Source organism: Flavobacterium sp. (assembly GCF_043779715.1).
Taxonomy (GTDB): domain Bacteria; phylum Bacteroidota; class Bacteroidia; order Flavobacteriales; family Flavobacteriaceae; genus Flavobacterium.
Genome location: NZ_JAYWDT010000050.1, coordinates 1 through 22,758 on the forward strand (window position 1 = coordinate 1; position 22,758 = coordinate 22,758).

Genomic DNA, 22,758 nt, shown 5'->3' on the forward strand with positions numbered 1-22,758 from the left:
GTAAACTGCGAATGCGTTGTGCTTTGATAAATATTTGATCGGTAAGTGATGGCAAACGCAAAATGCGCCATGCAGAACCGTAATCTTTCATTTTTTTAGTAAATAAATCTCGACAAATTGTGATGATTGCGTCGTATTGTTGTGAAGTATTCTTCATTTTTTAATTTATATTTGTATCAAATTTGTTCAAAAATAAGGTATTTTTTTGATTGTTGATTGAAGATTAACGATTTTTGAACGTAGATTTATAAAAACTGAATCTTATACTAATGACAATTAACTGTAAAGGACAACTTATCGATTTATCGACTCAAAAAGTAATGGGAATTTTGAATGTTACTCCAGATTCTTTTTATGATGGCGGACGATTTGTTTCAGATAAAAAGATGCTGTCTCAAGTAGAGAAAATGTTGCAAGATGGTGCGAATTTTATTGATATTGGCGGACAATCGAGCAAGCCAAATGCTGAGATTGTTTCGGTCGATGAAGAATTGAATCGAGTTACTTCGGCAGTTGATTTAATTTTGAAAAATTTTCCAGAAGCAATCATTTCTATCGATACTTTCAATAGTAAAGTAGCACAAACAGCTGTTGAAAATGGAGCCGGAATAATTAATGATATTTCTGCGGGAAGTCTTGATGAAAAAATGTTTGAAACCATTGCAAAACTGCAAGTTCCGTATATTATGATGCACATGCGTGGCACGCCACAAACTATGAACAAAATGACAAATTACGATGACTTGGTTAAAGATGTTTTGTTTTATTTTTCTGAAAAAGTAGCTAAAGCGAGGAGTTTTGGTATTAATGATTTGATTATAGATCCAGGTTTCGGTTTTGCTAAAACATTGGAACAAAATTTTGAATTATTAAATAAATTAGAATTGTTTCAAATGCTTGAATTACCAGTTTTAGTTGGAATTTCACGAAAATCGATGATATATAAAACATTGGAAAATTTACCTGAAAATGCTTTAAACGGAACTTCGGTTTTAAACACAATTGCATTAACAAAAGGTGCTAATATTCTCCGAGTTCATGATGTAAAAGAAGCTGTGGAATGTGTGAAGTTGTACAATCAATTACAAAAATAGGACACAAATTACACAATTTTTCACAAATTAATTTTATCTAATTCTTTTTTAAATTATTGATGATCTTGTTTTACTTTTTTGCAACAGATTAAAAAGATTAAAAGGATTTCAAAAAATCTGTGAAAATCTTTTTAATCTGTGGCTATTTTTTTTGCAGTAAAATACTCTTTGCAAAACCCTTCCGCTTTCTTGAAATTTGTGTTTACATTTCCTCATGAGCTACAAACTGAGAATCATATAATTTTCGGTAAAAACCATTTTCCATTTGTAATAGCTGATTATGAGTCCCTTCTTCAACTACAATTCCTTTATCAAGAATCACGATTTTATCAGCATTTATAACCGTTGCCAAGCGATGCGCAATTACGATTGACGTTCTGTTTTTTGTTAATGTTTCGGTAGCTTTTTGTATCAGTTCTTCCAAATAAACATCGATAGAAGAAGTCGCTTCGTCAAGAATTAGAATACTAGGTTTACTAACATAAGCACGTAAAAATGCAATGAGTTGTTGTTGTCCTGAAGATAACATATTGCCTCGCTCTTTTACATTATAATCATATCCGTTTGGCAAACTCATGATAAATTCGTGTGCGCCAATTTCTTTGGCAGCGATAATAACATCTTCTCTAGAAATGGCTTGATTATTTAAAGTAATGTTATTGTGAATGGTATCGGCAAAGAGGAAAACTTCTTGTAAAACTACTGCTATTTGTTGGCGTAAACTGTCTAAGGTATAGTTTGTAATATCTTTACCATCTATATAAATTGTACCTGATTTTATTTCGTAAAAACGGTTTAGCAAGTTAATTATTGTCGATTTTCCTGCTCCAGTTGCTCCTACAATGGCAACTGTTTTTCCTTCATCGACAGATAAATTGATGCTTTTTAGTACATCTTCATCTGGTTTATAACCAAAAGTTACGTTCTCGAAATCGATTTTACCGTCAAATTTTGGAGCGATTTCAGTACCAATATCTTCAATATGATGGTTGGTGTCTAATATATCAAAAACACGATTGGCAGCAATCATTCCCATTTGCATTTCGTTAAACTTATCTGCAATTTGACGTAATGGGGTGAAAAATATGGCAATATACATTGTAAATGCAAACAAATCTCCTTGTTTGGTTAGCGGATCGTTATTTAATATTAGCATGGCACCGTAATAAACAATAAAGCTTAAGGATAATGACGAAATAATATCGGCAATTGGAAAAAATATGGAATTATACCAAACATTTTTCACCCAAGCTTTTCGGTGTTTGTCATTTATATTTTTAAATTTTTCGAGTTCAATATCTTCTCTGGTAAATAGTTGCACGATTTTCATACCTGTGACACGTTCTTGTACAAAAGTATTCATGTTAGAAATTTGGTTCCTTACTTCTTCGAAAGCAATTTGCATTTTTTTCTGAAATACTCTCGTTATATAAATCAGGATTGGCATTGCTGCTACAATAATCATAGTTAATTTCCAATTCATATAAATCATAAAAATAAGCACAACCATCATTTTCAGTAAATCACTTATTATCATAAATAAACCTTGACTGAAGATTCTTGCAATAGATTCGATATCAGAAACAGAACGAGTTACTAATTTTCCCACAGGTTCGTGATCAAAATAACTAATTTTGAAACTGGTTAAATGTTTAAAAAGCTTTATTCTAATGTCTTTTATAATGTCTTGTCCCAACCAATTTGCCCAATAAACAAAGTAAAATTGTGATAAAACTTCGAGAATAAGTGAACTTGCCATGAGAATTACGAATAAGGAAAATCCGTTTTTGTCTTTGGGTAAAACATAATCATCTATTATGTTTTTTAGTAAATATGGGCGAAGTGCTGCGAAAACTGCTAGCAATATTGCCCAAAAAATTACGCTATAATAACGTTTTTTGTATGGTTTTGTATATTCTAAAATCCTTTTGAAAAGGGTTGTGTCAAATGCTTTCATCTTTCTTTATATACGGATATTCGATATTTGTGAGAAATAAACCGTGTGCTGGAACCGAAAATCCAGCATTTTCTCTGTTCTGAGATTCAATTATTTTTATAAAATCTTCAATGGTTATTTTGTGTAAACCAATATTGATGAGGGTTCCTACAATGGCACGAACCATATTTCTTAAGAATCTGTCGGCTGTAATGGTAAAGATAAGTTGTTCTTTTTCGATGGTCCAAAAAGCTTCGGTTATCGTGCAGTTATAAGTATTTACATCAGTATTTGTTTTTGAAAAACATTTAAAATCTGTAAATTTTAATAATGTTTTTGCGGCTTCATCCATAGCAATGACATCTAATTTTTTTGACGAATACCAAGCCAAATCATTAGTAAAAACGTTTTTGTATGTTGAAATGTGATAGTTGTAGGTTCGTGAAGTGGCATCAAATCTGGTATGGGCTTCATTGTGAACGGGAATTATATCAAAAACAACAATGTCTTTGGGTAAAAACGAATTGGCTTTATGAATAAATTTTGCATTATCAATAATAATATCAGAATCAAAATGACCATACATTTGCTTGGCATGCACACCAGCATCAGTCCGACCAGCTCCCATAATATCTATTTCTTCTTGCAAAAGTGTCGAAAAAACTTTGTTTAAAGTTTCTTGTACCGATGTAGCATTGGGTTGGTATTGCCAGCCATGATAATGTGTTCCGTTATAAGCAAATTCGATAAAATATCTCAAAACAAAAATTGATTTTTTACAAAGATAAAGGAAATCGGTTGGTAATTATACAAAAAAGCAGAGAACAAAATGTCCTCTGCTTTTTAAGAATTAAGTAAGTATATTATCTTCTTCCGTTTCCGTGTCCATTCCCATGTCCTCGACCGTTATTGTGTTTTTCTTTTTTATAGCCATTGTGATTATCATCATCTCTATCTCTATCTCTATCTCTATGATTGTTTTGTATAACGACTCTTCTGTTTTCGTAGTTTGGTCGGTAATATTCTTCACGATAGTTTCTGTAGTTTGAACGATAATATCTGTCTCTGTGATTGTTAAAGTATGCATAAGGAGAATGACCTCTATAATCGATAGCAACTCTATATCCGTTAGTCACATCATAATTATGACAATATTCGGGTAAATAAACCGAACGAATCCAGCCTCTTGGGCCAAGATAAATATAAACTGATGAGCGAACATCATAGTAAGCTTCTATCTCTGGAAGGTAGTAATAATCACATTCAGATTCGTGATGATTGTACCATGTAGGACGTGGTGAATTGATATTTAAACTAACCGATACTTGTGCATTAGATTGTAATGTAAATAGCAATATAAATGCTGCGATGATAAATTGTAATTTCCTCATGATTTATGGTTTTATTTATGAATAACTTAATAAATATATTTGTTGTTTATCAATTTCCAACAACCGTGCCATAAATTTTTGTGAGATTATTAAAAAGTAAAATTTAACAAATATCGATACACTTTTTCAGTGGGTAATCCGACAACGTTTGTGTATGAACCATCAATGTTTGTTATGCCTACCAGTCCAATCCATTCTTGAATTCCGTAACTTCCGGCTTTGTCGAAAGGTTTGTAATTGTCTAAATAATATTTGATTGCTTCGTCGGATAATGTACCGAAAGTGACCTTAGTAATATCATTTATAATCTCGATTTTGTCTTTGGTTTTAAAACATACTGATGTTATAACTTCATGAGTTTGATCAGATAATTTTTGAAGCATAACAAATGCATCGTCATAATCTTTTGGTTTTCCTAAAGCTTCATTTTTTAACCAAACTAAAGTATCGCTGGTTACTAATAGCTCATTTTCGAGTAAATCTCCATCAAATGCGGAAGCTTTTAGTTGGGCTAAATAATCAGTTATTTCTAATGATTGTAAAATTTTCGGAAAAACTTCTTCGATTTCTTTGAGACGAATTTCGAAATTTAAATCTAAATTTTTGAAAAATTCTTGTCTTCTTGGCGAACCAGATGCTAGAATTATTTTGGTGTTTTCGAACTTTTTATGCAACATAATATTTTATATTTATTCCGATTGCTGCGATAGAAATGATTCCGAAAAACACAACCAATTTTAAAACATTACTGAGATGATGAAAGTCTTTTTTTGTTTCTGCCGACCAAATTTTAATCATAAAATAGAGTAGTGGTCCAACTAAAAATCCTAATATATAAATTGTTGCATATTGCAGATGAAACAAATAATTATAAATATAATATAAGATACAAATAATAGGAACAAAACTTAATACAAATACTAATTTTGAAGTTCTAGTAGTGCCAAAAACTATTGGTAAAGTTTGCATATCTTGATTTTTGTCGCCAATCACATCTTCTAAATCTTTGACAATTTCTCGAATAAAATTAATTATAAATGCAATTATTGCAAAATCGAATAAAACAGAAAGTACAGTTGACATTTCTTTTTTGTTTATTTCGTCAGTCGCAGGAATAATCATAAAAATCCCAATAATAATGATGCTAAATGACAATAAACTTGCAATTACTACATTTCCTACAATCATAATTTGTTTTAAACTTGTGGCATAAATGTATAATAACGCAGATGGAATTATAAAAAACAACAAAAAGCTAGGTTTCATAATTACATTCGATAAATAAAATCCGATACAGACACCAATAAGTGTAAAAGTGACATACAAATTGTAAGCTAAAGATTCAGAAACAGATTTTCCGACAACAACATCGTTTGGTTTGTTATCTAAATCGGTGTTGGTGTCAAAAATATTATTAATGATATATCCACCAGCAGCGATGCAAACTGTTGAAACTATTAATAAATAGTATTGCCAAATCGCCAAAGCAAGATCTATGTTTTGTAATTTTAAAAATCCATACAAAAGAATAAGTTGCATTAATGCAATCATGATTAAGTTTTTGTATCGAATGAGTTTTAGATATTTCATTTTTTTGGTTAATCGGTTATTTGATTGAATTCAAAATTTAAAATAATAATTTAATCGTGTTTTCCATCAAAATAAGTAAGCCATTTTCCTTGCACTTTCATTACTTGTTCTATCACATCACGAACAGCGCCGTTTCCGCCATTTATGTGCGAAATATATTTTGAAACTCCTTTTATTTCTGGAGCCGAATCTTGCGGACAAGTAGGTAATCCTACCAGTTGCATGACGTGATAATCTGGAATATCATCGCCCATATACAAGACTTGTTCAGGTTTAATATTATATAATTCGATGTATTCCTTAAACGTTTCTACTTTGTTCGGTGCAGCAAGATGAATATCGGTAATGCCTAAATTTCTTAATCTAATGCGAACACCTTCGTTGCTTCCGCCAGAAATAATACAAACATTATAACCAGATTCTAGAGCGGCTTTCATAGCAAATCCGTCACGAATGTGCATTTCTCGGAGCATTTCTCCAGTTGGGGAAACGTGTACTTTTCCGTCAGTTAGTACGCCATCAACATCAAAAATAAATGTGGTGATGTCGTTCATGATTTCTTTATAGCTTTTTGCCATTATCGATAATAGATTTTGTTAGCATTTTATAAATTTCCTTCTGGTTTTCGTCCGTTAGAAATTGTAAATGTGAGTTTATAGTTTGAGAATCGTTTCGTTTTGCTGGTCCAGTTTGCGCTTCATTTGGCGAAAGTAAAGAAACTTTGTTTGCTGTTTCGAGTATTAAAGGCTGTAAAATTTCGAAAGGAATATCGTTTTCATTGCAAATATTATTTCCAATTTTATACAAATGATTTACAAAATTATTGACAAAAACTGCCGAAACATGTAAGGCTTTTCTTTGATTTGAATTGATGTTGAAAACCTTATCAGAAATAGATTTGGCTACCGTTTCCAGCAATTTGTAATCTTCATTATTCTCGGTTTCCAAACAAATTGGAATTTCATTAAAATTAACTTCTTTACTTTTTGAAAATGTTTGCAACGGATAAAAAACACCTTTTCTATTTTTATCATTTAAATCAGTCATGGCAATACTTCCGGAAGTGTGTACGACTAATTTGTTTTCTAAATTTAATTGATGTGAAACTTCTGCAATAGCATTATCAGAAACCGAAATAATATACAAGTCGGCATCAATTAAACCATTTAAATCGGTTGTAATTTTTGAAGAATAGATATGATTTGTTAGATTTTCTTTGTTGCGAGAAAAAGCCTGTACGATTTCGACAATATTATTTTTGGCGAAAGCTTTTATCAAATGTTGTGCAACATTTCCCGAACCTATTATTACTACTCGAATCATTTGGCTAAAATAAATAAAATTTACTAATTTTTTAGAATTTATAAATTTGATAAACCAATCATAATTTATGCTTAAATTATATCTGTTTCTTTATTTGAAACAAACATTTTTGAGTATTTTTGTTGCACTTAAAAAATACGACTCCAAATTTATTATGGAAAAATTAAAATCGATACTCTTTTCAACAAGATTAATGGCAATATTGTTTGTTGGTTTTGCAATTACAATGGCTACAGGAACATTCATAGAAAGTAAATACAACACAACAACCGCAAGGATTTTGGTATATAATGCTTGGTGGTTTGAAGGAATTATGGTGTTTTTTATGATAAACTTTATTGGAAACATAAAACGTTATCAGTTATTTAAAAAAGAAAAATGGGCAACACTAATGCTACATTTGGCGTTTGTTTTTATTCTTCTGGGAGCATTTGTAACCCGATATATTAGCTACGAAGGAATGATGCCAATTCGTGAAGGTGCTTCAGAAAATCATTTTTATTCAGACAAAACATTTTTAACTGTAAATATCGATGGGCAATATAAAGGCGAAATGAAACGTCGTACTTTCGAGCAACCAGTTTTGTTTTCGCAAGCAACCAATAATCATTTCTCGTTAAATAAATCTTTCGATAAAACACCATTTACAATCGAATTGAAAAACTTTATTATGGGAGCCAAAGAAACCATAATAGAAGACAAAAACGGAATCGATTTTCTGAAAATGGTCGAATCTGGTGGAGGAACAAGACACGAACATTTCCTAAAATCGGGAGAAGTTGTAAATATTCATAATGTGTTGTTTTCGTTAAATAAATTTACAAAAGGCGCAATAAATATCAATACAACTTTGGGAGCTTACACGATAAGTACTCCGTTTGAAGGTGATTTTATGCGAATGGTAGACAAGCTAAAAGGAAAAGTAACTAAAGATGCTGCCGAACCACTCATGATGCGCTCTTTATATAATGTTGGTGGAGCGCAATTTGTGTTTCCAGAACCTGCAAAAAAAGGAGCAATAGGTTATAAATCTAGTAATGATTATAAAGCAAAAGAGGAAGAAGACGCAGTTGTTTTAGTTATAAAATCGGAAGGACAAGAACGAGAAGTCACGCTTGTGGGTTCTAAAGGAAAAATGGGAGAGCCAAAAGCTGTAAAAATCGGGAATCTAGATTATACCTTGTCTTTTGGAAGTAAATCGTATGAATTACCATTCAAAATAAAACTAAATGATTTTGCTGCTCAAAAATATCCTGGAACCGAAAAAAGTTATTCTTCTTTTGAAAGTCAAGTTACAGTAGAAGACAAACCCAATTTTGATTATAAAATTTTTATGAATCACGTTTTAGATTACAGAGGTTATCGCTTTTTTCAATCTTCATTCGATCCAGATGAGAAAGGAACAGTTCTATCGGTAAGTCATGATTTTTGGGGAACTTGGATAACTTATATTGGGTATTTTATGTTGTTTTTTGCTATGATGGCAATTATGTTTACAAAACATTCTCGTTTTGCCGATATCAAACGAAAATTAGAAGTTGTAAAAGTTAAAAAAGCCAATCTTACGATTCTTATTTTATTGTTTGCGTTAACTGGTTTTGCACAAAATCATCAAGAAAAAAGAGCCACACAAAAACAAATAGATTCTGTTCTTGACAAAAGAAAAATTAGCGAAAAACATGCCGAAAAATTCGGACGATTAATTATTCAGGATTTGGGTGGACGAATGAAGCCTGTAAATACTTTTTCGTCCGAATTACTCAGAAAAGTGAGCCATTCCGATACATATCAGAATATGAATTCAGACCAAGTATTCGTATCGATGACGCAATATCCAACAGTTTGGTATGAAGTCCCACTTATTTATATAAAACCAGGAAACGATAGTATTCGTAGTATTATTGGTATTGATAAAAAACAAAAACTAGCTAAATTTATCGACTTTTTTGATGAAATAGGAAATTATAAATTATCAAAATACCTAGACGCTGCTTATAAAACTGCCAATCCAAATAGTTTTGAAAAAGGTTTTGTAGAAACTGATAAGAAGATAAATTTAATGAACTCGGCATTGTCGGGAAGTATCCTAAAAATATTCCCAATTCCTAACGACGAAAATAACAAATGGGCATCGTTTGCAGAACTTAATCATGCGGGTCTAAAAGGAATGGATTCTACTTTTACAAAGCAAATTCTTCCTATTTATTTAATGTCGTTAGAAAATGCGGCGGCAAAAAACAATTACACAGAACCAGATTTTTATCTTGATGGTATTGTGAAATTTCAGAAAAAACACGGAAGCAAAGTAATGCCAAGCGAAGAAAAAATAACATCGGAAATACTATACAACAAATATAATATCTTAAAGAAGTTGTTTAATTATTATGCTTTTGCCAGTATTTTAATGTTAATTTTTACCTTGTTGAGTATTTTCTTTGACAAAAAATGGTTAAAAATTACTGTAAATGGTTTTCATATATTTATTGGTATTTTATTTGTTTTTCATACAATTGCCTTAATTGCAAGATGGTATATTTCGGGTCATGCTCCTTGGAGCAACGCTTATGAAGCTATTATTTATGTAGCTTGGGCAACCATGTTTTTTGGTTTGGCTTTCGATAAAAAATCTAAATTAACGGTGGCTTCGGCGGCATTTGTAACCGCAATGATTTTTATGCAGGCAAATGCCAATTGGATCGATCCAGAAATTGCAAACCTGCAACCAGTACTTAATTCGTATTGGCTTATGATTCACGTGGCGGTTATTGTAGGCAGTTACGGGCCATTTGCCTTAGGAATGATTTTAGGTTTTGTGTCGTTATTGTTAATATTTTTTACCAATGAAAAGAACAAAATCAAAATGGAGTTAAACATAAAAGAGATAACTTATATCAACGAAATGGCGTTAACTATTGGATTAATTATGCTTACCATAGGGAATTTCCTTGGCGGACAATGGGCAAACGAATCTTGGGGACGTTATTGGGGTTGGGATCCAAAAGAAACGTGGGCGCTTATTAGTATTATGGTTTATGCTTTTGTCATTCATGCTCGTTTTGTGCCATCATTACGAGGAAAATGGTTTTTTAACTTAATGAGTATGTTTGCATTTATATCTATTTTATTCACTTATTATGGAGTCAATTTTCACTTAGTTGGTTTGCATTCTTACGCAAGTGGCGAAGCAAAATCGTTAGATTGGATTTGGTATTCGTTAGGAACAATTTCATTAATTGGATTAATAACTTACCCTAAATACAGGAAATATTATAAAAAATAAAACTATGAAATATTTATGATGACTAAATCACGAACACAAATCAAGATTTCCTCATAAATATACTATATTCCAATAAAAAATAAATATTATCTACATATGAAACAATTACTTTGGATATTTTCATTAATGATGTTAATGAATTGTAAAAGTCAAGAAGCAAATATTAACAATCAACTTTCGGGTGAACAAAAAACAAATAATATGGTACAAGAATCTATTTATCAGTTTAAAGTAAAAGATATTGAAGGAAAAGAATTCGATTTTTCTTCATTAAAAGGAAAAAAGGTAATGGTTGTAAATACTGCTTCAGAATGTGGACTAACACCACAATATGAGCAATTGCAAGAATTATACACAGAGTTTAAAGACAAAAATTTTGTAATTATAGGATTTCCTGCAAACAATTTTGGACATCAAGAACCAGGAACTAATGCTACAATTGCTACTTTTTGTTCTAAAAATTATGGCGTAACTTTTCCTATGATGGAAAAAATATCAGTAAAAGGTGACGATATGCATTTGTTATATCAATTCCTAACTCAAAAAGCTAAAAACGGATTAGAAGACAATGAAGTAAAATGGAATTTTCAGAAATATCTAATTGATACTGAAGGCCATTTATCCAAAGTAATTGCTCCTACCACTTTGCCATTAGATGACGAAATAGTGAGCTGGATTAAAGCCTAAATTGTGTTGTTAAAATAATAATAAATGCGCTATTGATATAGTGCATTTATTTTTTGCCATAATACATTATCAAAATCGGATAAAGCTGGGTTTACAGCATCGGCAGCATCGCCCATTCTAATAACAACCATTTTTTTGCTAGGAATAACATATATTTTTTGGTCATTTTTCCCCAAAGCCATAAACATATCGTTTGCTCCGTTAGGAATTATACTTCCAGAAAATTGTAACTGACTTTGTGGCAAATGATAACTAGATTTTCCGTTTAGCCACCACAAATAGCCATAAGCCTGATTTATTGGTTGTGATGTATTGGTAGCTTCAGTAAAATAATTTTCGTTTATTATTTGTTCAGAATTCCATTTTCCTTTATTCAGCATTAGTAACCCAAAACGTGCCATACTTCTAGTTGTACTCCTATAAACTGAATTATCTCCGCTTTGTATCCAAGAACCATTCATACCAATCTTATCTCTTAATTTGGTATTAAAATAATTATCCCAAGTTTGACTAGAAGCTTGAGCAACTACATCCTGTAGTTTTACAAACACATTATGATATGCCCATCTTGTGCCGGCATCGGCAGTATAAATAAGGCTTGCGGGATCTACAGCATCTGTACTGTCATCTAAACCAGAATTCATAGATAATAAATTTTTGCAAGTAATAAGATTTTCTTTAGCCAAAGGAGCACTTGTCCAGCCTGTTCCTATATATTGTGATACTTTATTATTTATGTTCAGTAAATTCTCTTGTTGTGCAATTCCGGTCATTGTAGATGTTAATGTTTTTCCGGCACTTGCCCAATACCAGTTTGCCGTGGCATCGTGTCCGTTAAAATAATTTTCCATGACTATTCTTCCATTTATAAGAATTATAAATGATTTAGAGTTTTTTAAAGCCAAATAATCTAACAAAGGTTGTACAGCTGATTGATTCCAACCTAATGTCTGAATGCTTTTAGTATCCCAAACACTACTTCCAATAGTTGGATAATACATCGTTTCTTCAACAAGAATTGGGGTTGGTAAAACAGATTCGTTACTACAACTTGTAAAAAACAGAATATTTAATAATGCAATTAAAATAGCTTTCATAATAATTGGTTTAGTTTCAAATTTAGACATTAATTTTTCAAAAAGGTTTAATGTATTATTACTATTTTTACAAAATGAAATATTTATGATGTCCCAGTCATGAACACAGATAAAGATTTCCTCATAAATATACCTCCCGATAGTTATCGGGACCAATAAAAAACAAATATTATCTACGTATGAAAAAAAATTTAATTTTAATATTTCTACTATCAATTTGTTTTGGTTGTTCCCAAAAGGTTGATATTTCCAAAATGGATAGCATAAATGGCTATTGGCAAATAACTAAAGCTGTAAATACCGATGGAGATAAGAAAGATTACCCTATAAATGAAGTGTATGATTATTATGAAATAAAAAATAAAATTGGTTTTCATAAAAAAGTAAACTGGCAACCTGACGGAACTTTTTTAGTAAATGATTTGTCGGAAACGGTAAAAATAACTAATAATTCCGAAGGTGTATTTATTCAATTTACATCAAAATTTGGTAAACATATCGAAAGAATCGAATCTATTTCGGAAAAAGAATTGGTTTTAGAAACTGCCGATAAAGCAAAATTATATTTTAGTAAAGTCGTTTTAAATACCGAAAAATAAAATGGCAAAACGAATTAACAATCATAGTATAGTTGGCGATATTTTAAATCAAATTATCAAAACAAATAAGCTCGAATCAGGATTAAACCAAGTTTCGGTTATTGATGCTTGGAAAAACTTGATGGGAAATGGTGTAAACAATTATACTCGAAGTGTATCTTTGCGAAATAATATTTTATATGTAGAACTCACTTCGTCGGTTTTGCGAGAAGAGTTAAGTTATGGGAAAGACAAAATTATCAAAATGATAAATGAAGAATTAGGGAAAGAAGTTGTAAAAGATGTCGTTCTTAGATAAGTTTAAATAAAAAAATCCCATTTCTTAATGAAATGGGATTTTGTGTTTTATTCTATTTTAATATTAGAATTGCTCTCTTCCAGCAAAGTGAAAAGCACTTTCAATAGCAGCATTTTCGTCGCTATCTGAACCGTGAACAGCATTTTCTCCAATAGAAGTAGCGTATTTTTTACGGATAGTACCTTCGGCAGCATCTGCAGGATTTGTAGCACCAATTAAGTTTCTAAAATCTTCGATTGCATTTTCTTTTTCTAAGATAGCAGCAACAATAGGACCTCTAGACATAAATTCTACTAATTCTCCGTAAAAAGGTCTTGCAGCGTGAACTGCATAAAATTTTTGTGCATCAGCCACTGTCAATTGAGTCAATTTCATTGATACAATTTTGAAACCAGCTTCAGTTATCATGTTTACTATTCCACCAATGTGTCCGTTTTCAACACCATCAGGCTTAATCATTGTGAATGTTCTATTCTTTGCCATTTTTATTTTTTTAAATTTGGTGCAAAAATAGTCTTTTTTTGCAAAATTTGCAGGCTACTTTGTATAATATATTTTTAGTTTACTGTTCTAGCTAATCTAAATCCGTAAAATTCATAAGTTCTATCTGGCGTTGTACTAATTCTGTTACTAGTTCTCAAATAACTTTCTTTGCTATCCCACGAACCACCACGAACAGATTTTTTTTCACCTCTTATTGGGCCACTTGGATTGTTTCCATCTTCACTTTTGTAATAATCTTTGTTGTACCAGTCATAGCACCATTCCCAAACGTTTCCGCTCATATCATAAATTCCCAATTCATTCGCTAATTTTGTTCCTACAGCATGTGGTTTTTTGTTACTATTGTTTTGTTGCCATGCAATTTCATTAGAAATATTAGAACCCGAAAAAATATTATTTTTAGATTTTTTTCCACCTTTTGCAGCATATTCCCATTCTGCTTCTGTTGGTAGTCTGTATCCATTTGCGCTAAAATCGCAAACAATGTTAGGACCTGCAACAGTATAAACAGGATTGTATCCGTCTTGCTTACTCAACCAGTTACAATAAGCAATAGCTTCGTTCCAAGTAATATTTGTAATAGGATAATTGTCATTTATTCCCCAAACTTGTTGGGCTGGCATTTTCTTTTTAGTCTTTTTACAGTATTGTTTCCATTCCCAGACTGAAACTTCTAGTTTGTTTATTGCAAAATTTCCAACAATAACTTTGTGCTGTTTTTGCTCATCATTTTCAGCAATTTTATTTTCATCTGGCGAGCCCATTAGGAATTTCCCACCTTCTACTTTAACCATTTGAACAACTAGGTTTTTAGATTGCCCGTAAGAAGTAAGAAACATGGTTAAAATTGATATTCCTGTAAATAAGTATTTCTTGCTCATAAATTATTAAATTGTTATCAAATTGTAAATTCGGTGGGCAAAAATAGAATTATTTTCAGTAAAAACAATGTTTTTCAGTTAATACAGCATTAAAGTCGACGAAGTTCAAATTTTAACCGTTGAAAAGCACCCAGAAAGTGGTTTTAACTCTTTTATTAGCTTTGTGATGAGTAAATTTCCAGCATCTAAATAAAATGCTGAAAAGTTAGATTTTCGCTCTTGTAAACTTTCATTAGGAAACAATTCGTTTTGCAGTTGAACGATTCTTTCTAATTGTGAAGTGTGTGCTTTTTTTTCAGCTTTTAGAAGTCTTTTTTCAAGATTTTCTAAACCTTTTATTTGTTTTTTTTCTTGAGCATTTACAGCACCAGCAAATGACTTGTCGGTTTTTAATGCGATTTGTTGTAAGGCTTCAAATTGTTTTTTGAGATACGCTTTTTGTTCAGAAAAATCGATGTTAATTTCCGAAAATTGTTTTGTTTTAGTATCAATTAATGTTTGTTGTTTCAAGAATAATTCTTCCCAACTTATGTTTAATTTATTTCTCTTTGTTTCTTGCTTTTCATTAATTAAAACTGCCGAATTTCTAACCAATAATATAGGAAAAGTTACTTTATGAAAATCGAACATCGCTTTTAGTTCTAACCAATAAGCAATCTCGCCACCACCACCAATATAGGCTAAATTAGGCAAAATCACTTCCTGATATAAAGGACGTAGAATAACATTTGGGCTAAATTTCTCTGGATTCGTGTCTACTAAATTTAAAATTTCAGTTTCAGAAAATTCAATAGTAGTGTTATTTACTTTATAAGTTCCACTTTCATGAATAATACGTTCTCTGAGATGATCCTCGATATAAAAAAGATTAATTTCTCTAGGATTTACCTGAATAGAATAATCCTTAAGTTTGGCAATACTTTCCAGAACTTTTTTGTTCGAATCTTGATGTAACAATTCGTCTTTTATATAAGGTGTGAATTGTTTTTTTAATGCTGCAGAATCTCCATCTAAAATCACCAAACCATATTCTCCAAATAATTCGTTGGCTAAAAAACGAGTAGCTTCAGCAAGATTTGAATGTTTTAAATAACTTTCAGAAAACAGTTTTTTTAGATATTCAGCATTGTTACTAGAACCCAATTCAGTTTTAAAAACATCAAAAAAAGTAGTTAAATCTTCAGTCAATAATCTTCCAACAGGACCTTTAGATTCCTTATTCCATCTAAATTTTTTATTTTTAAAATTGAAATGATTTATTTCTTCAAAATCATGATCTTCTGTCGCCATCCAATAAATAGGAACAAAATTATATTCGGGATAATGACTCTTTAATTCTTTGCATAAATTTATTGTAGAAACAATTTTGTATAAAAAATACAACGGACCAGTAAACAAATTGAGCTGATGACCAGTAGTAATTGTAAAGGTTTTGGATTCTTTTAAAAGTGAAATATTTTGTTTTGTTAGCTCTGAAATACCAAATTTTGAGTATTGATTTTCTAAAACATCGACTAAAATTTGTCTTTTGATATTGTCATTGCCATTGAAATTGAAATTTTTCTCTTCAATTTGTTTGTTGAAGTTTTCAATAGCAGGAAAACGATTGTACAACGTTTCTAATTCTGGTTTTTCTCCTAAATAATCTACAATTAATTTAGAAAAATATCCTGATTTTTGATAGCTAATACAGTCGGTTGGCATAATTTATTTTTTGTAAAAATAATTAAAAATCAGTTGCTGTATTATCTTTTTAATGAAAAATGTCCTTTATATTCTTTTCCGTTTTCTCGTATAAAAACGAACCAATAATCAGTTGATGGTAATTCTTTTCCATTGAAAGTTCCGTCCCAACCATCAGAATTACTAATAAATTCTTTTAACAACTTTCCAAATCGATCAAATATTTTAATTTTAAGATTTGACTCATTTTTATTGAATTTAATTTTCCATTTGTCATTAAATCCATCACCATTTGGTGTAAAGAATTTAGGATACATTAATAAGTAAGTTTTATCTTTAATAGCACCACAACCGTTTTTATCTCTAATAAAAATATTGTATTCTCCGCTATTTAAGCCAGTAAAAACATTACTATTCTGGTAGTTATTTCCATCTAATGAATATTCATAATCGCCAATACTACTAGTTGTTACTATAATGGTAATTGAGTTGTTATTTACTGTCCAATCATTTGTAATGACTTGAGAGATAGTAGCTATATTTGAATTTACAACTTTAAAATCTTTTGGTGAACTACAATTTATTCCAATATGATTTTCAGTTACGGTAACCGAATAATTCCCAGCTTGACCGACAATAATTGAAGGAGAAGTTTCTCCTGTAGACCATTGATATTTATCAAAATTACCCGCACTGATTGTTATGTTACTGCCTTGACAAATAGGAGTGACTTCAGCAATTGGGATAATTGGTTTACTATACAATGTTAAATTCAATTCTACAATTTGATGGCAAGTATTTACATTGTCAATTCGTACATAAATTGTGCTTGTGCCAACATTTAATTGATAATCATTCTCATTATTTATTTTCTCACTAGGAGTTTGGTTTTGAGCTCCTAAAAATGATTTGTAAAAACTAAAAGTATTTCCTGTGGTGTTTGAAATCAAGGAAGAATTATAACTTGTCAAGACAATTTTTTCATGTCCATTATTCAAATCATCACATAGATAATCTGAAAAATCATTTGCATTTAAAGTATTGATGAGATTAATTGTTACAGGCGTTCTGTTTACACTTTCGCACCCGTTTAAAGTTTGGGAAGCATAATATGTGGTATTATTAACTAATGGTGTAGTAATAGCTAAAGGTGTTATAATGGTTTGATTGCTGTACCATTTTACATTCGTGCCAGATATTGCAATATCATTTAAGGTGGCATTTGCAGTACTACAAAATTTTTGATTTGAATTGGCAGTAGGCGATGGTGTATTGTAAATAGTTATTGAAACAGGTACTCTATTACTTTCGCAATTATTGTAGGCTTGTGTAGCATAATAAGTTGTTGCGTTTTGTAAAATAGTATTGATAATTAAAAGATTTCCTCCAGTTTGTGCATCATACCATTTTATATTTTGTCCTGTAATTGTGATATTACTTAGTGTAGCGTTTTGTTGGATACAGAATTGCTGAGTTGCAGTAAGAATTGGTAAAGCTGTAGCGGTTATAACTACACTTTGATTTTGTGTTGCGCTATTTCCGTTACCATCGTTATAATTCCAATAGATTGTGTAATTTCCAGGGATTGTATAGTTTAAAGGATCTGTGGTGGTGCCATTTAGTTGACCAGCACAGTTATCTGTTGCAGTTGGTATTGTAGGTATTATTGTATTACAGTCTCCAGTTATTGCTTGTAAGTTTAGATTATTAGGTATGGGAGCTGTATTATCTCCAACCAATACATTAATTGTAACGGTATTGTCGCATCCTCCTGTTCCAGTTATACTACAAGAATATGTACCACTATTTAAAGCATCTGCATTATTGATGATTGGGTTTTGTATAGATGAAGTAAATCCGTTTGGACCTGTCCAGTCATAATTTGTGCCTCCAGAAGCTGTTAGTTCTATTGTTTTATTTGGGCAAATAGGAGAATTAGATGTGATTATGGTAGAGGTTTGACATTCTTTAAGTTTTACTAAAAAATTATCACCTGTCCCACCACCATTTAAATTTTCTTGATAAGAGTTAATAGTAGAAATATCATTATAACTGTTGGTTATACCATATAAATACAAATTATTAGAGTTATCAACATTACAATAGACACCTTGTTCAGAGTAATTACCACCATAATATGTTCCCCATAATCTTTGCCCTAATTGATTTAGTTTAATTAAATAGGCATCTTTAGAACCGGTTTTAATTTCTTTAAAAGACCCTGTAGTGGCAATATTACTACTTATTCCAGTACTGCCTGAAAAATAAATTTCATTTAAACTATTAGAATTAATTCCTAAAATTGCTTCTGGAAAATAAGTAAGCCAGACTAAATTTTGATTAATAAGGTTAAAGTTTAACACAAAACTATTTGTTCCTGCATAAAGAGATGAATACATAGATACACTTAAAAAAGTAGGAGAAAAAGTATTTGGTGTTCCTAATGCTTGATTTGTAGTAGTACCAGTAATATAAATTGAATTATTATTTATGCTAGCATTTTTTAACATACTATTGTCACAAATATAACTACCCCAAATTCGATTTCCATTTAAATCAAATTTTATTATCATCCCACCTGTGTTATTTGAAGTGTCTTGATAGGAGCCAGGAGTTGCAATGTTTGCTGTGCTTGATTGATTTCCCATCGCATATAAGAAATCATCATTTGAGATTTGAATTTTGGTAAACCCTTCCACGTTGCCATTTCCTCCATAATATGTCCCAAAAAGGCGATTTCCGTTAGTATCAAATTTAGCTAAAAAGGCATCACTCTGTCCTGATAAGTATGTTTGATGTGCATTTGTTGTTGGTAATAAGTCACTGCTGAAAGTTTGTCCTGATATATAAACCCCATTATTATTGTCTATATCAATACTCAAAGCAAAATCATTATTATTACCTCCATAATAAGTTCCCCATTGTCTTAATCCATTAGAGTTTAATTTTACTAAATAACAGTCATTAAATGCGTTCTTTGTTTCTTGGTATGCTCCTGGAGTAGCAAGATTTGAATTTTGTAGCTCATCTCCAGTAAAAAATAAATTTTGATTAGAATCCACAACAATTTTACAACTTTGAGAATTGTTTGTCCCACTTTCGGTCATAAAATAAGTACCCCATATAATTGTTCCACTAGGGTCAAATTTTGAAAAAAACAGGTTTTGTATTCCACTCAAATAATCCTGATACGTCCCACTTGTTGCGATATTATTTGAACTTGTAGTTGCACCTGCTATATAAATATTTAATAAATCGTCTGTTTTAATATCACTAGTAAATTCATTTTGATTTCCGCCAAAGTAAGTTCCCCAGAGCCTTGTAGGTGTTGGGTCGATAATTAAAGTTTTATTTTGGACATCAATATCTCCTTCAAATCCAAATGTATTTTTGTTTAATTGAGAGTAGTTTATTGAAGCAATTTTTTTATTATTGTCTTCTTCAATCCAACTCAATGGTAGTGTTTCTTCCATTTGTCCAAAACGAATATACATTTTTATTTTATTGTCAATCAATTCCGTTTTAGCACCATTAAATTTCATTTTGATGTCTGAAACTTTTCCACCCGGTTTTATCACAAAATTATATTCAACTGCTTTTGTTGTATCTTTTGGAATAAAAAAATCAACATCAATATTGTTATAAAGATTCTTGTATTTTATTTTTTTATATTTATAAACATTGGTAACTCCATTTGGGAAATTAGGGATGTTGTAATAATTATCATAATCGCTTGATTTGTCTTCGGTTATTAATTCTACATTTTGATTTGAATTAATAAAATCTATATCTATTCTGTGGTTTTTCCTTTTTAAGTTATATTTGGGAATGTTATTAAGATTATTTGAGAGAATGGATGGATTTAAAACTTCTTTTTCCTTTATTGGAGATTTAATAATTTCGTAAATATCATAAGAAAAACCATTTCTCTTTAATTGAACGTTTAATCCATGTGTATTTAGTAAATATAAAACATCTTTATTCTGTTTGCCTTTTTGATCAATAATTTGACCTTTATTTTCAATAAATCCAATTGAAGGCTTTTGCTTTTGAGAATAAGCACATATATTTAAAAAGACAAAGAATAATATAATCTTAAGGCGCATAAATGATAGAATTTTATGCAAAAGTAACGATTTAATATAGAAACATATTGTATTTATATACCTTTGCCAAAACAATTCCTTTTGAAAGACATTTTTCTCATCACACCACCATTTACCCAACTGAATACACCATATCCAGCAACAGCTTATATAAAAGGGTTTTTGAACACCAAAAACATTTCGGCTTTTCAGATGGATTTGGGAATTGAAGTCATTCTCGAATTGTTTTCAAAAAAAGGATTAGAAGACATTTTTTGTCATTCTGAGCTTGTCGAAGGACAGCCAAATTCTACAAATATTCAACGAATATTTGCTTTGAAAGACGAATATATAAAAACTATCGATTCTGTTATTGCATTTTTGCAAGGAAATAATCCAACATTAGCAAGACAAATTTGTTCAGGAGATTTCTTGCCAGAAGCGTTTAGATTTGAACAATTAGACGACATGGAATGGGCTTTTGGTTCGATGGGAATGCAAGACAAAGCCAAGCATTTAGCTACCTTGTATCTTGAAGATTTATCGGATTTTATTGTCGAATGTATCGATGATAATTTTGGATTTAGTCGTTATGCCGAGCGTTTGGGACGAAGTGCTAATTCTTTTGATGATTTGTACTCGCATTTGCAAAAAGAATCCACTTATATCGATGCGATTACTTTAAAAATATTAAAAGAAAAAATTGAAATTGTACAACCCAAATTAGTTTGTATTTCGGTTCCGTTTCCAGGGAATTTATATAGTGCTTTTCGTTGTGCACAGTTTATCAAAAATCATTTTCCAGAGGTAAAAATATCAATGGGTGGAGGTTTTCCAAATACCGAATTACGTTCTCTGACAGATGTTCGGGTTTTCGAATTCTTCGATTTTATTACTTTAGATGACGGAGAACTCCCAATACAATTGCTAATTGATAATTTACAATTAACAATTTCAAACGAATTCAAACGGACATTTTTATTAGAAAACAACAAAGTCGTTTACAAAAACAGCACTCTTCAAAAAGACTATAAACAAAGCGAAGTTGGTACGCCAGATTATTCGGATTTGTTGTTAGACAAATATATTTCGGTTATAGAAATCGCCAATCCGATGCACAGTTTGTGGAGTGACGGACGATGGAACAAGCTCACGATGGCACACGGTTGTTACTGGGGTAAATGTACTTTTTGCGATATTTCTTTAGATTATATAAAAGTTTACGAGCCCATTCTTGCTAAAACATTAGTCGACAGAATGGAAGAACTCATAGCACAAACTGGCGAAAATGGCTTTCATTTTGTAGATGAGGCCGCACCGCCAGCTTTAATGCGTGAATTAGCCTTAGAAATCATTAAACGAAAACTAGTTGTAACCTGGTGGACAAACATTCGCTTCGAGAAAAGTTTCTCTCAAGATTTATGTGTTTTACTAAAGACATCAGGTTGTATTGCCGTTTCTGGTGGGCTAGAAGTGGCTTCCGATAGGTTGTTAGAACTCATAAAAAAAGGAGTAACTGTCGCGCAAGTAGCACAAGTAACCCGCAACTTTACCGAAGCAGGAATTATGGTGCACGCTTACCTCATGTACGGTTATCCCACACAAACTATTCAGGAAACGGTAGATAGTCTGGAAATGGTTCGTCAGTTGTTTGAATTAGGTATTTTACAGTCTGGTTTTTGGCATCAATTTGCGATGACAGCACATTCACCAGTAGGAATGTTTCCTGAAGAATTTGGTGTAATTCCACAAACGAACGAGATCACTTTTGCTAATAACGACATTCAGTTTACGGACAAAACAGGAATTGATCACGATCAGTTTAGTTTCGGATTAAAAAAATCTTTATTCAATTATATGCACGGAATTTGTTTCGATTATACCTTGCAAGATTGGTTCGATTTTAAGATTCCTAAAACAACCGTAAAGCCCGATTTTATATACAATTCACTCCAAAAAGAAGAAAGTTTTAATATAAAACCATCTGCAAAAATAGTTTGGATAGGAGGAAAGCCATTAACAGAAATTTTCATCAAATCTAAAAAAGGTAATTCTTGGGAAATGATAAAAATGACTTTTCACGACAAAAAAAAAACTTTCGAAATTGATATTGAAAAAGAAAAAGGCGATTGGATGCTTAAAACTTTAGAAATCATTTCGGTACATAGTGACAATAAAACCACTTTTTCAGCATTAAAAATTGATTTTGAAACCACTTTTGATGATTTCGAATTGTTTTGGTACTCGAAACCAATAAATACTTTAAGAAATTTTGGAATTTTGGTTTTATCTTAAAATAAATTTGAAGAT

Annotated in this window: 19 protein-coding genes; 6 read left to right on the forward strand and 13 right to left on the reverse strand. The window is 31.1% G+C overall.

What is annotated here, in order from left to right; genetic code table 11:
* Window positions 1-157 (reverse strand): DUF1599 domain-containing protein (locus ACH2BG_RS02420; protein ID WP_395046159.1); only part of this gene is annotated, 157 nt, incomplete at its 3' end.
* A 112-nt stretch (window positions 158-269) separates the two neighbouring features.
* Here ACH2BG_RS02420 and folP point away from each other — a divergent pair.
* On the forward strand, window positions 270-1,094 hold the full coding sequence (gene folP, locus ACH2BG_RS02425) for a dihydropteroate synthase (RefSeq protein WP_395046141.1): 825 nt from the start codon (window positions 270-272) through the stop codon (window positions 1,092-1,094).
* A 202-nt stretch (window positions 1,095-1,296) separates the two neighbouring features.
* On the opposite strand, the gene ACH2BG_RS02430 is transcribed toward folP, so the two are convergent.
* The 7 genes from ACH2BG_RS02430 to ACH2BG_RS02460 all read right to left on the reverse strand — a co-directional run bounded on the left by ACH2BG_RS02430 (window position 1,297) and on the right by ACH2BG_RS02460 (window position 7,334).
* Window positions 1,297-3,051: an ABC transporter ATP-binding protein gene (locus ACH2BG_RS02430; protein ID WP_395046142.1), complete on the reverse strand. Its 1,755-nt coding sequence runs from the start codon at window positions 3,049-3,051 to the stop codon at window positions 1,297-1,299.
* Window positions 3,038-3,790 (reverse strand): tRNA pseudouridine(38-40) synthase TruA, encoded by a 753-nt coding sequence (truA, locus tag ACH2BG_RS02435; protein ID WP_395046143.1) that lies wholly within the window; start codon window positions 3,788-3,790, stop codon window positions 3,038-3,040. The genes ACH2BG_RS02430 and truA overlap by 14 nt, the downstream gene beginning before the upstream one ends.
* 103 nt (window positions 3,791-3,893) lie before the next feature.
* Window positions 3,894-4,421, reverse strand: coding sequence for a hypothetical protein (locus ACH2BG_RS02440; protein ID WP_395046144.1), 528 nt, complete (start codon window positions 4,419-4,421; stop codon window positions 3,894-3,896).
* Window positions 4,422-4,510: 89 nt separating this feature from the next.
* On the reverse strand, window positions 4,511-5,098 hold the full coding sequence (locus ACH2BG_RS02445; RefSeq protein WP_395046145.1) for a Maf-like protein: 588 nt from the start codon (window positions 5,096-5,098) through the stop codon (window positions 4,511-4,513).
* On the reverse strand, window positions 5,088-6,011 hold the full coding sequence (locus tag ACH2BG_RS02450) for a geranylgeranylglycerol-phosphate geranylgeranyltransferase (RefSeq protein WP_395046146.1): 924 nt from the start codon (window positions 6,009-6,011) through the stop codon (window positions 5,088-5,090). Before ACH2BG_RS02450 ends, ACH2BG_RS02445 begins: the two co-directional genes overlap by 11 nt.
* Window positions 6,012-6,061: 50 nt before the next feature.
* Window positions 6,062-6,589, reverse strand: a complete 528-nt coding sequence (locus tag ACH2BG_RS02455) for a KdsC family phosphatase (protein ID WP_395046147.1) — start codon at window positions 6,587-6,589, stop codon at window positions 6,062-6,064.
* Window positions 6,573-7,334, reverse strand: a complete 762-nt coding sequence (locus ACH2BG_RS02460; RefSeq protein ID WP_395046148.1) for a Rossmann-like and DUF2520 domain-containing protein — start codon at window positions 7,332-7,334, stop codon at window positions 6,573-6,575. Before ACH2BG_RS02460 ends, ACH2BG_RS02455 begins: the two co-directional genes overlap by 17 nt.
* Before the next feature lie 154 nt (window positions 7,335-7,488).
* Between ACH2BG_RS02460 and ccsA the strand changes: the two genes are divergently transcribed.
* Both ccsA and ACH2BG_RS02470 read left to right on the forward strand, forming a co-directional pair.
* Window positions 7,489-10,614, forward strand: coding sequence for a cytochrome c biogenesis protein CcsA (ccsA, locus tag ACH2BG_RS02465; protein WP_395046149.1), 3,126 nt, complete (start codon window positions 7,489-7,491; stop codon window positions 10,612-10,614).
* Between the two features lie 96 nt (window positions 10,615-10,710).
* Window positions 10,711-11,301: a glutathione peroxidase gene (locus ACH2BG_RS02470; protein ID WP_395046150.1), complete on the forward strand. Its 591-nt coding sequence runs from the start codon at window positions 10,711-10,713 to the stop codon at window positions 11,299-11,301.
* Window positions 11,302-11,330: 29 nt separating this feature from the next.
* Here ACH2BG_RS02470 and ACH2BG_RS02475 read toward each other — a convergent pair whose 3' ends face one another.
* Window positions 11,331-12,398, reverse strand: coding sequence for a serine hydrolase domain-containing protein (locus tag ACH2BG_RS02475; protein ID WP_395046151.1), 1,068 nt, complete (start codon window positions 12,396-12,398; stop codon window positions 11,331-11,333).
* Window positions 12,399-12,652: 254 nt separating this feature from the next.
* Here ACH2BG_RS02475 and ACH2BG_RS02480 point away from each other — a divergent pair, with 254 nt between their 5' ends.
* Both ACH2BG_RS02480 and ACH2BG_RS02485 read left to right on the forward strand, forming a co-directional pair.
* The gene (locus ACH2BG_RS02480; RefSeq protein WP_395046152.1) at window positions 12,653-12,997 is read left to right on the forward strand and encodes a lipocalin family protein; all 345 of its coding nucleotides are present in this window, start codon (window positions 12,653-12,655) and stop codon (window positions 12,995-12,997) included.
* Window position 12,998: 1 nt separating this feature from the next.
* On the forward strand, window positions 12,999-13,295 hold the full coding sequence (locus ACH2BG_RS02485; protein WP_395046153.1) for a DUF721 domain-containing protein: 297 nt from the start codon (window positions 12,999-13,001) through the stop codon (window positions 13,293-13,295).
* 63 nt (window positions 13,296-13,358) lie between these two features.
* On the opposite strand, the gene ACH2BG_RS02490 is transcribed toward ACH2BG_RS02485, so the two are convergent.
* From ACH2BG_RS02490 to ACH2BG_RS02505, 4 genes are all read right to left on the reverse strand, one after another.
* Window positions 13,359-13,778 (reverse strand): nucleoside-diphosphate kinase, encoded by a 420-nt coding sequence (locus ACH2BG_RS02490; RefSeq protein ID WP_395046154.1) that lies wholly within the window; start codon window positions 13,776-13,778, stop codon window positions 13,359-13,361.
* A gap of 74 nt (window positions 13,779-13,852) precedes the next feature.
* Complete coding sequence (locus ACH2BG_RS02495; RefSeq protein ID WP_395046155.1) at window positions 13,853-14,680, reverse strand: formylglycine-generating enzyme family protein; 828 nt, start codon at window positions 14,678-14,680, stop codon at window positions 13,853-13,855.
* Between the two features lie 105 nt (window positions 14,681-14,785).
* A complete protein-coding gene (gene bshC / locus ACH2BG_RS02500) occupies window positions 14,786-16,384 on the reverse strand; it encodes a bacillithiol biosynthesis cysteine-adding enzyme BshC (RefSeq protein ID WP_395046156.1) in 1,599 nt (532 codons plus the stop codon).
* Between the two features lie 41 nt (window positions 16,385-16,425).
* Window positions 16,426-20,469, reverse strand: coding sequence for a T9SS type B sorting domain-containing protein (locus tag ACH2BG_RS02505; protein WP_395046157.1), 4,044 nt, complete (start codon window positions 20,467-20,469; stop codon window positions 16,426-16,428).
* A gap of 81 nt (window positions 20,470-20,550) precedes the next feature.
* Here ACH2BG_RS02505 and ACH2BG_RS02510 point away from each other — a divergent pair, with 81 nt between their 5' ends.
* Window positions 20,551-22,743 carry a B12-binding domain-containing radical SAM protein gene (locus ACH2BG_RS02510; protein WP_395046158.1) on the forward strand — a complete coding sequence of 731 codons (2,193 nt, stop codon included), beginning with the start codon at window positions 20,551-20,553 and terminating at the stop codon, window positions 22,741-22,743.
* Window positions 22,744-22,758 lie beyond the last annotated feature (15 nt).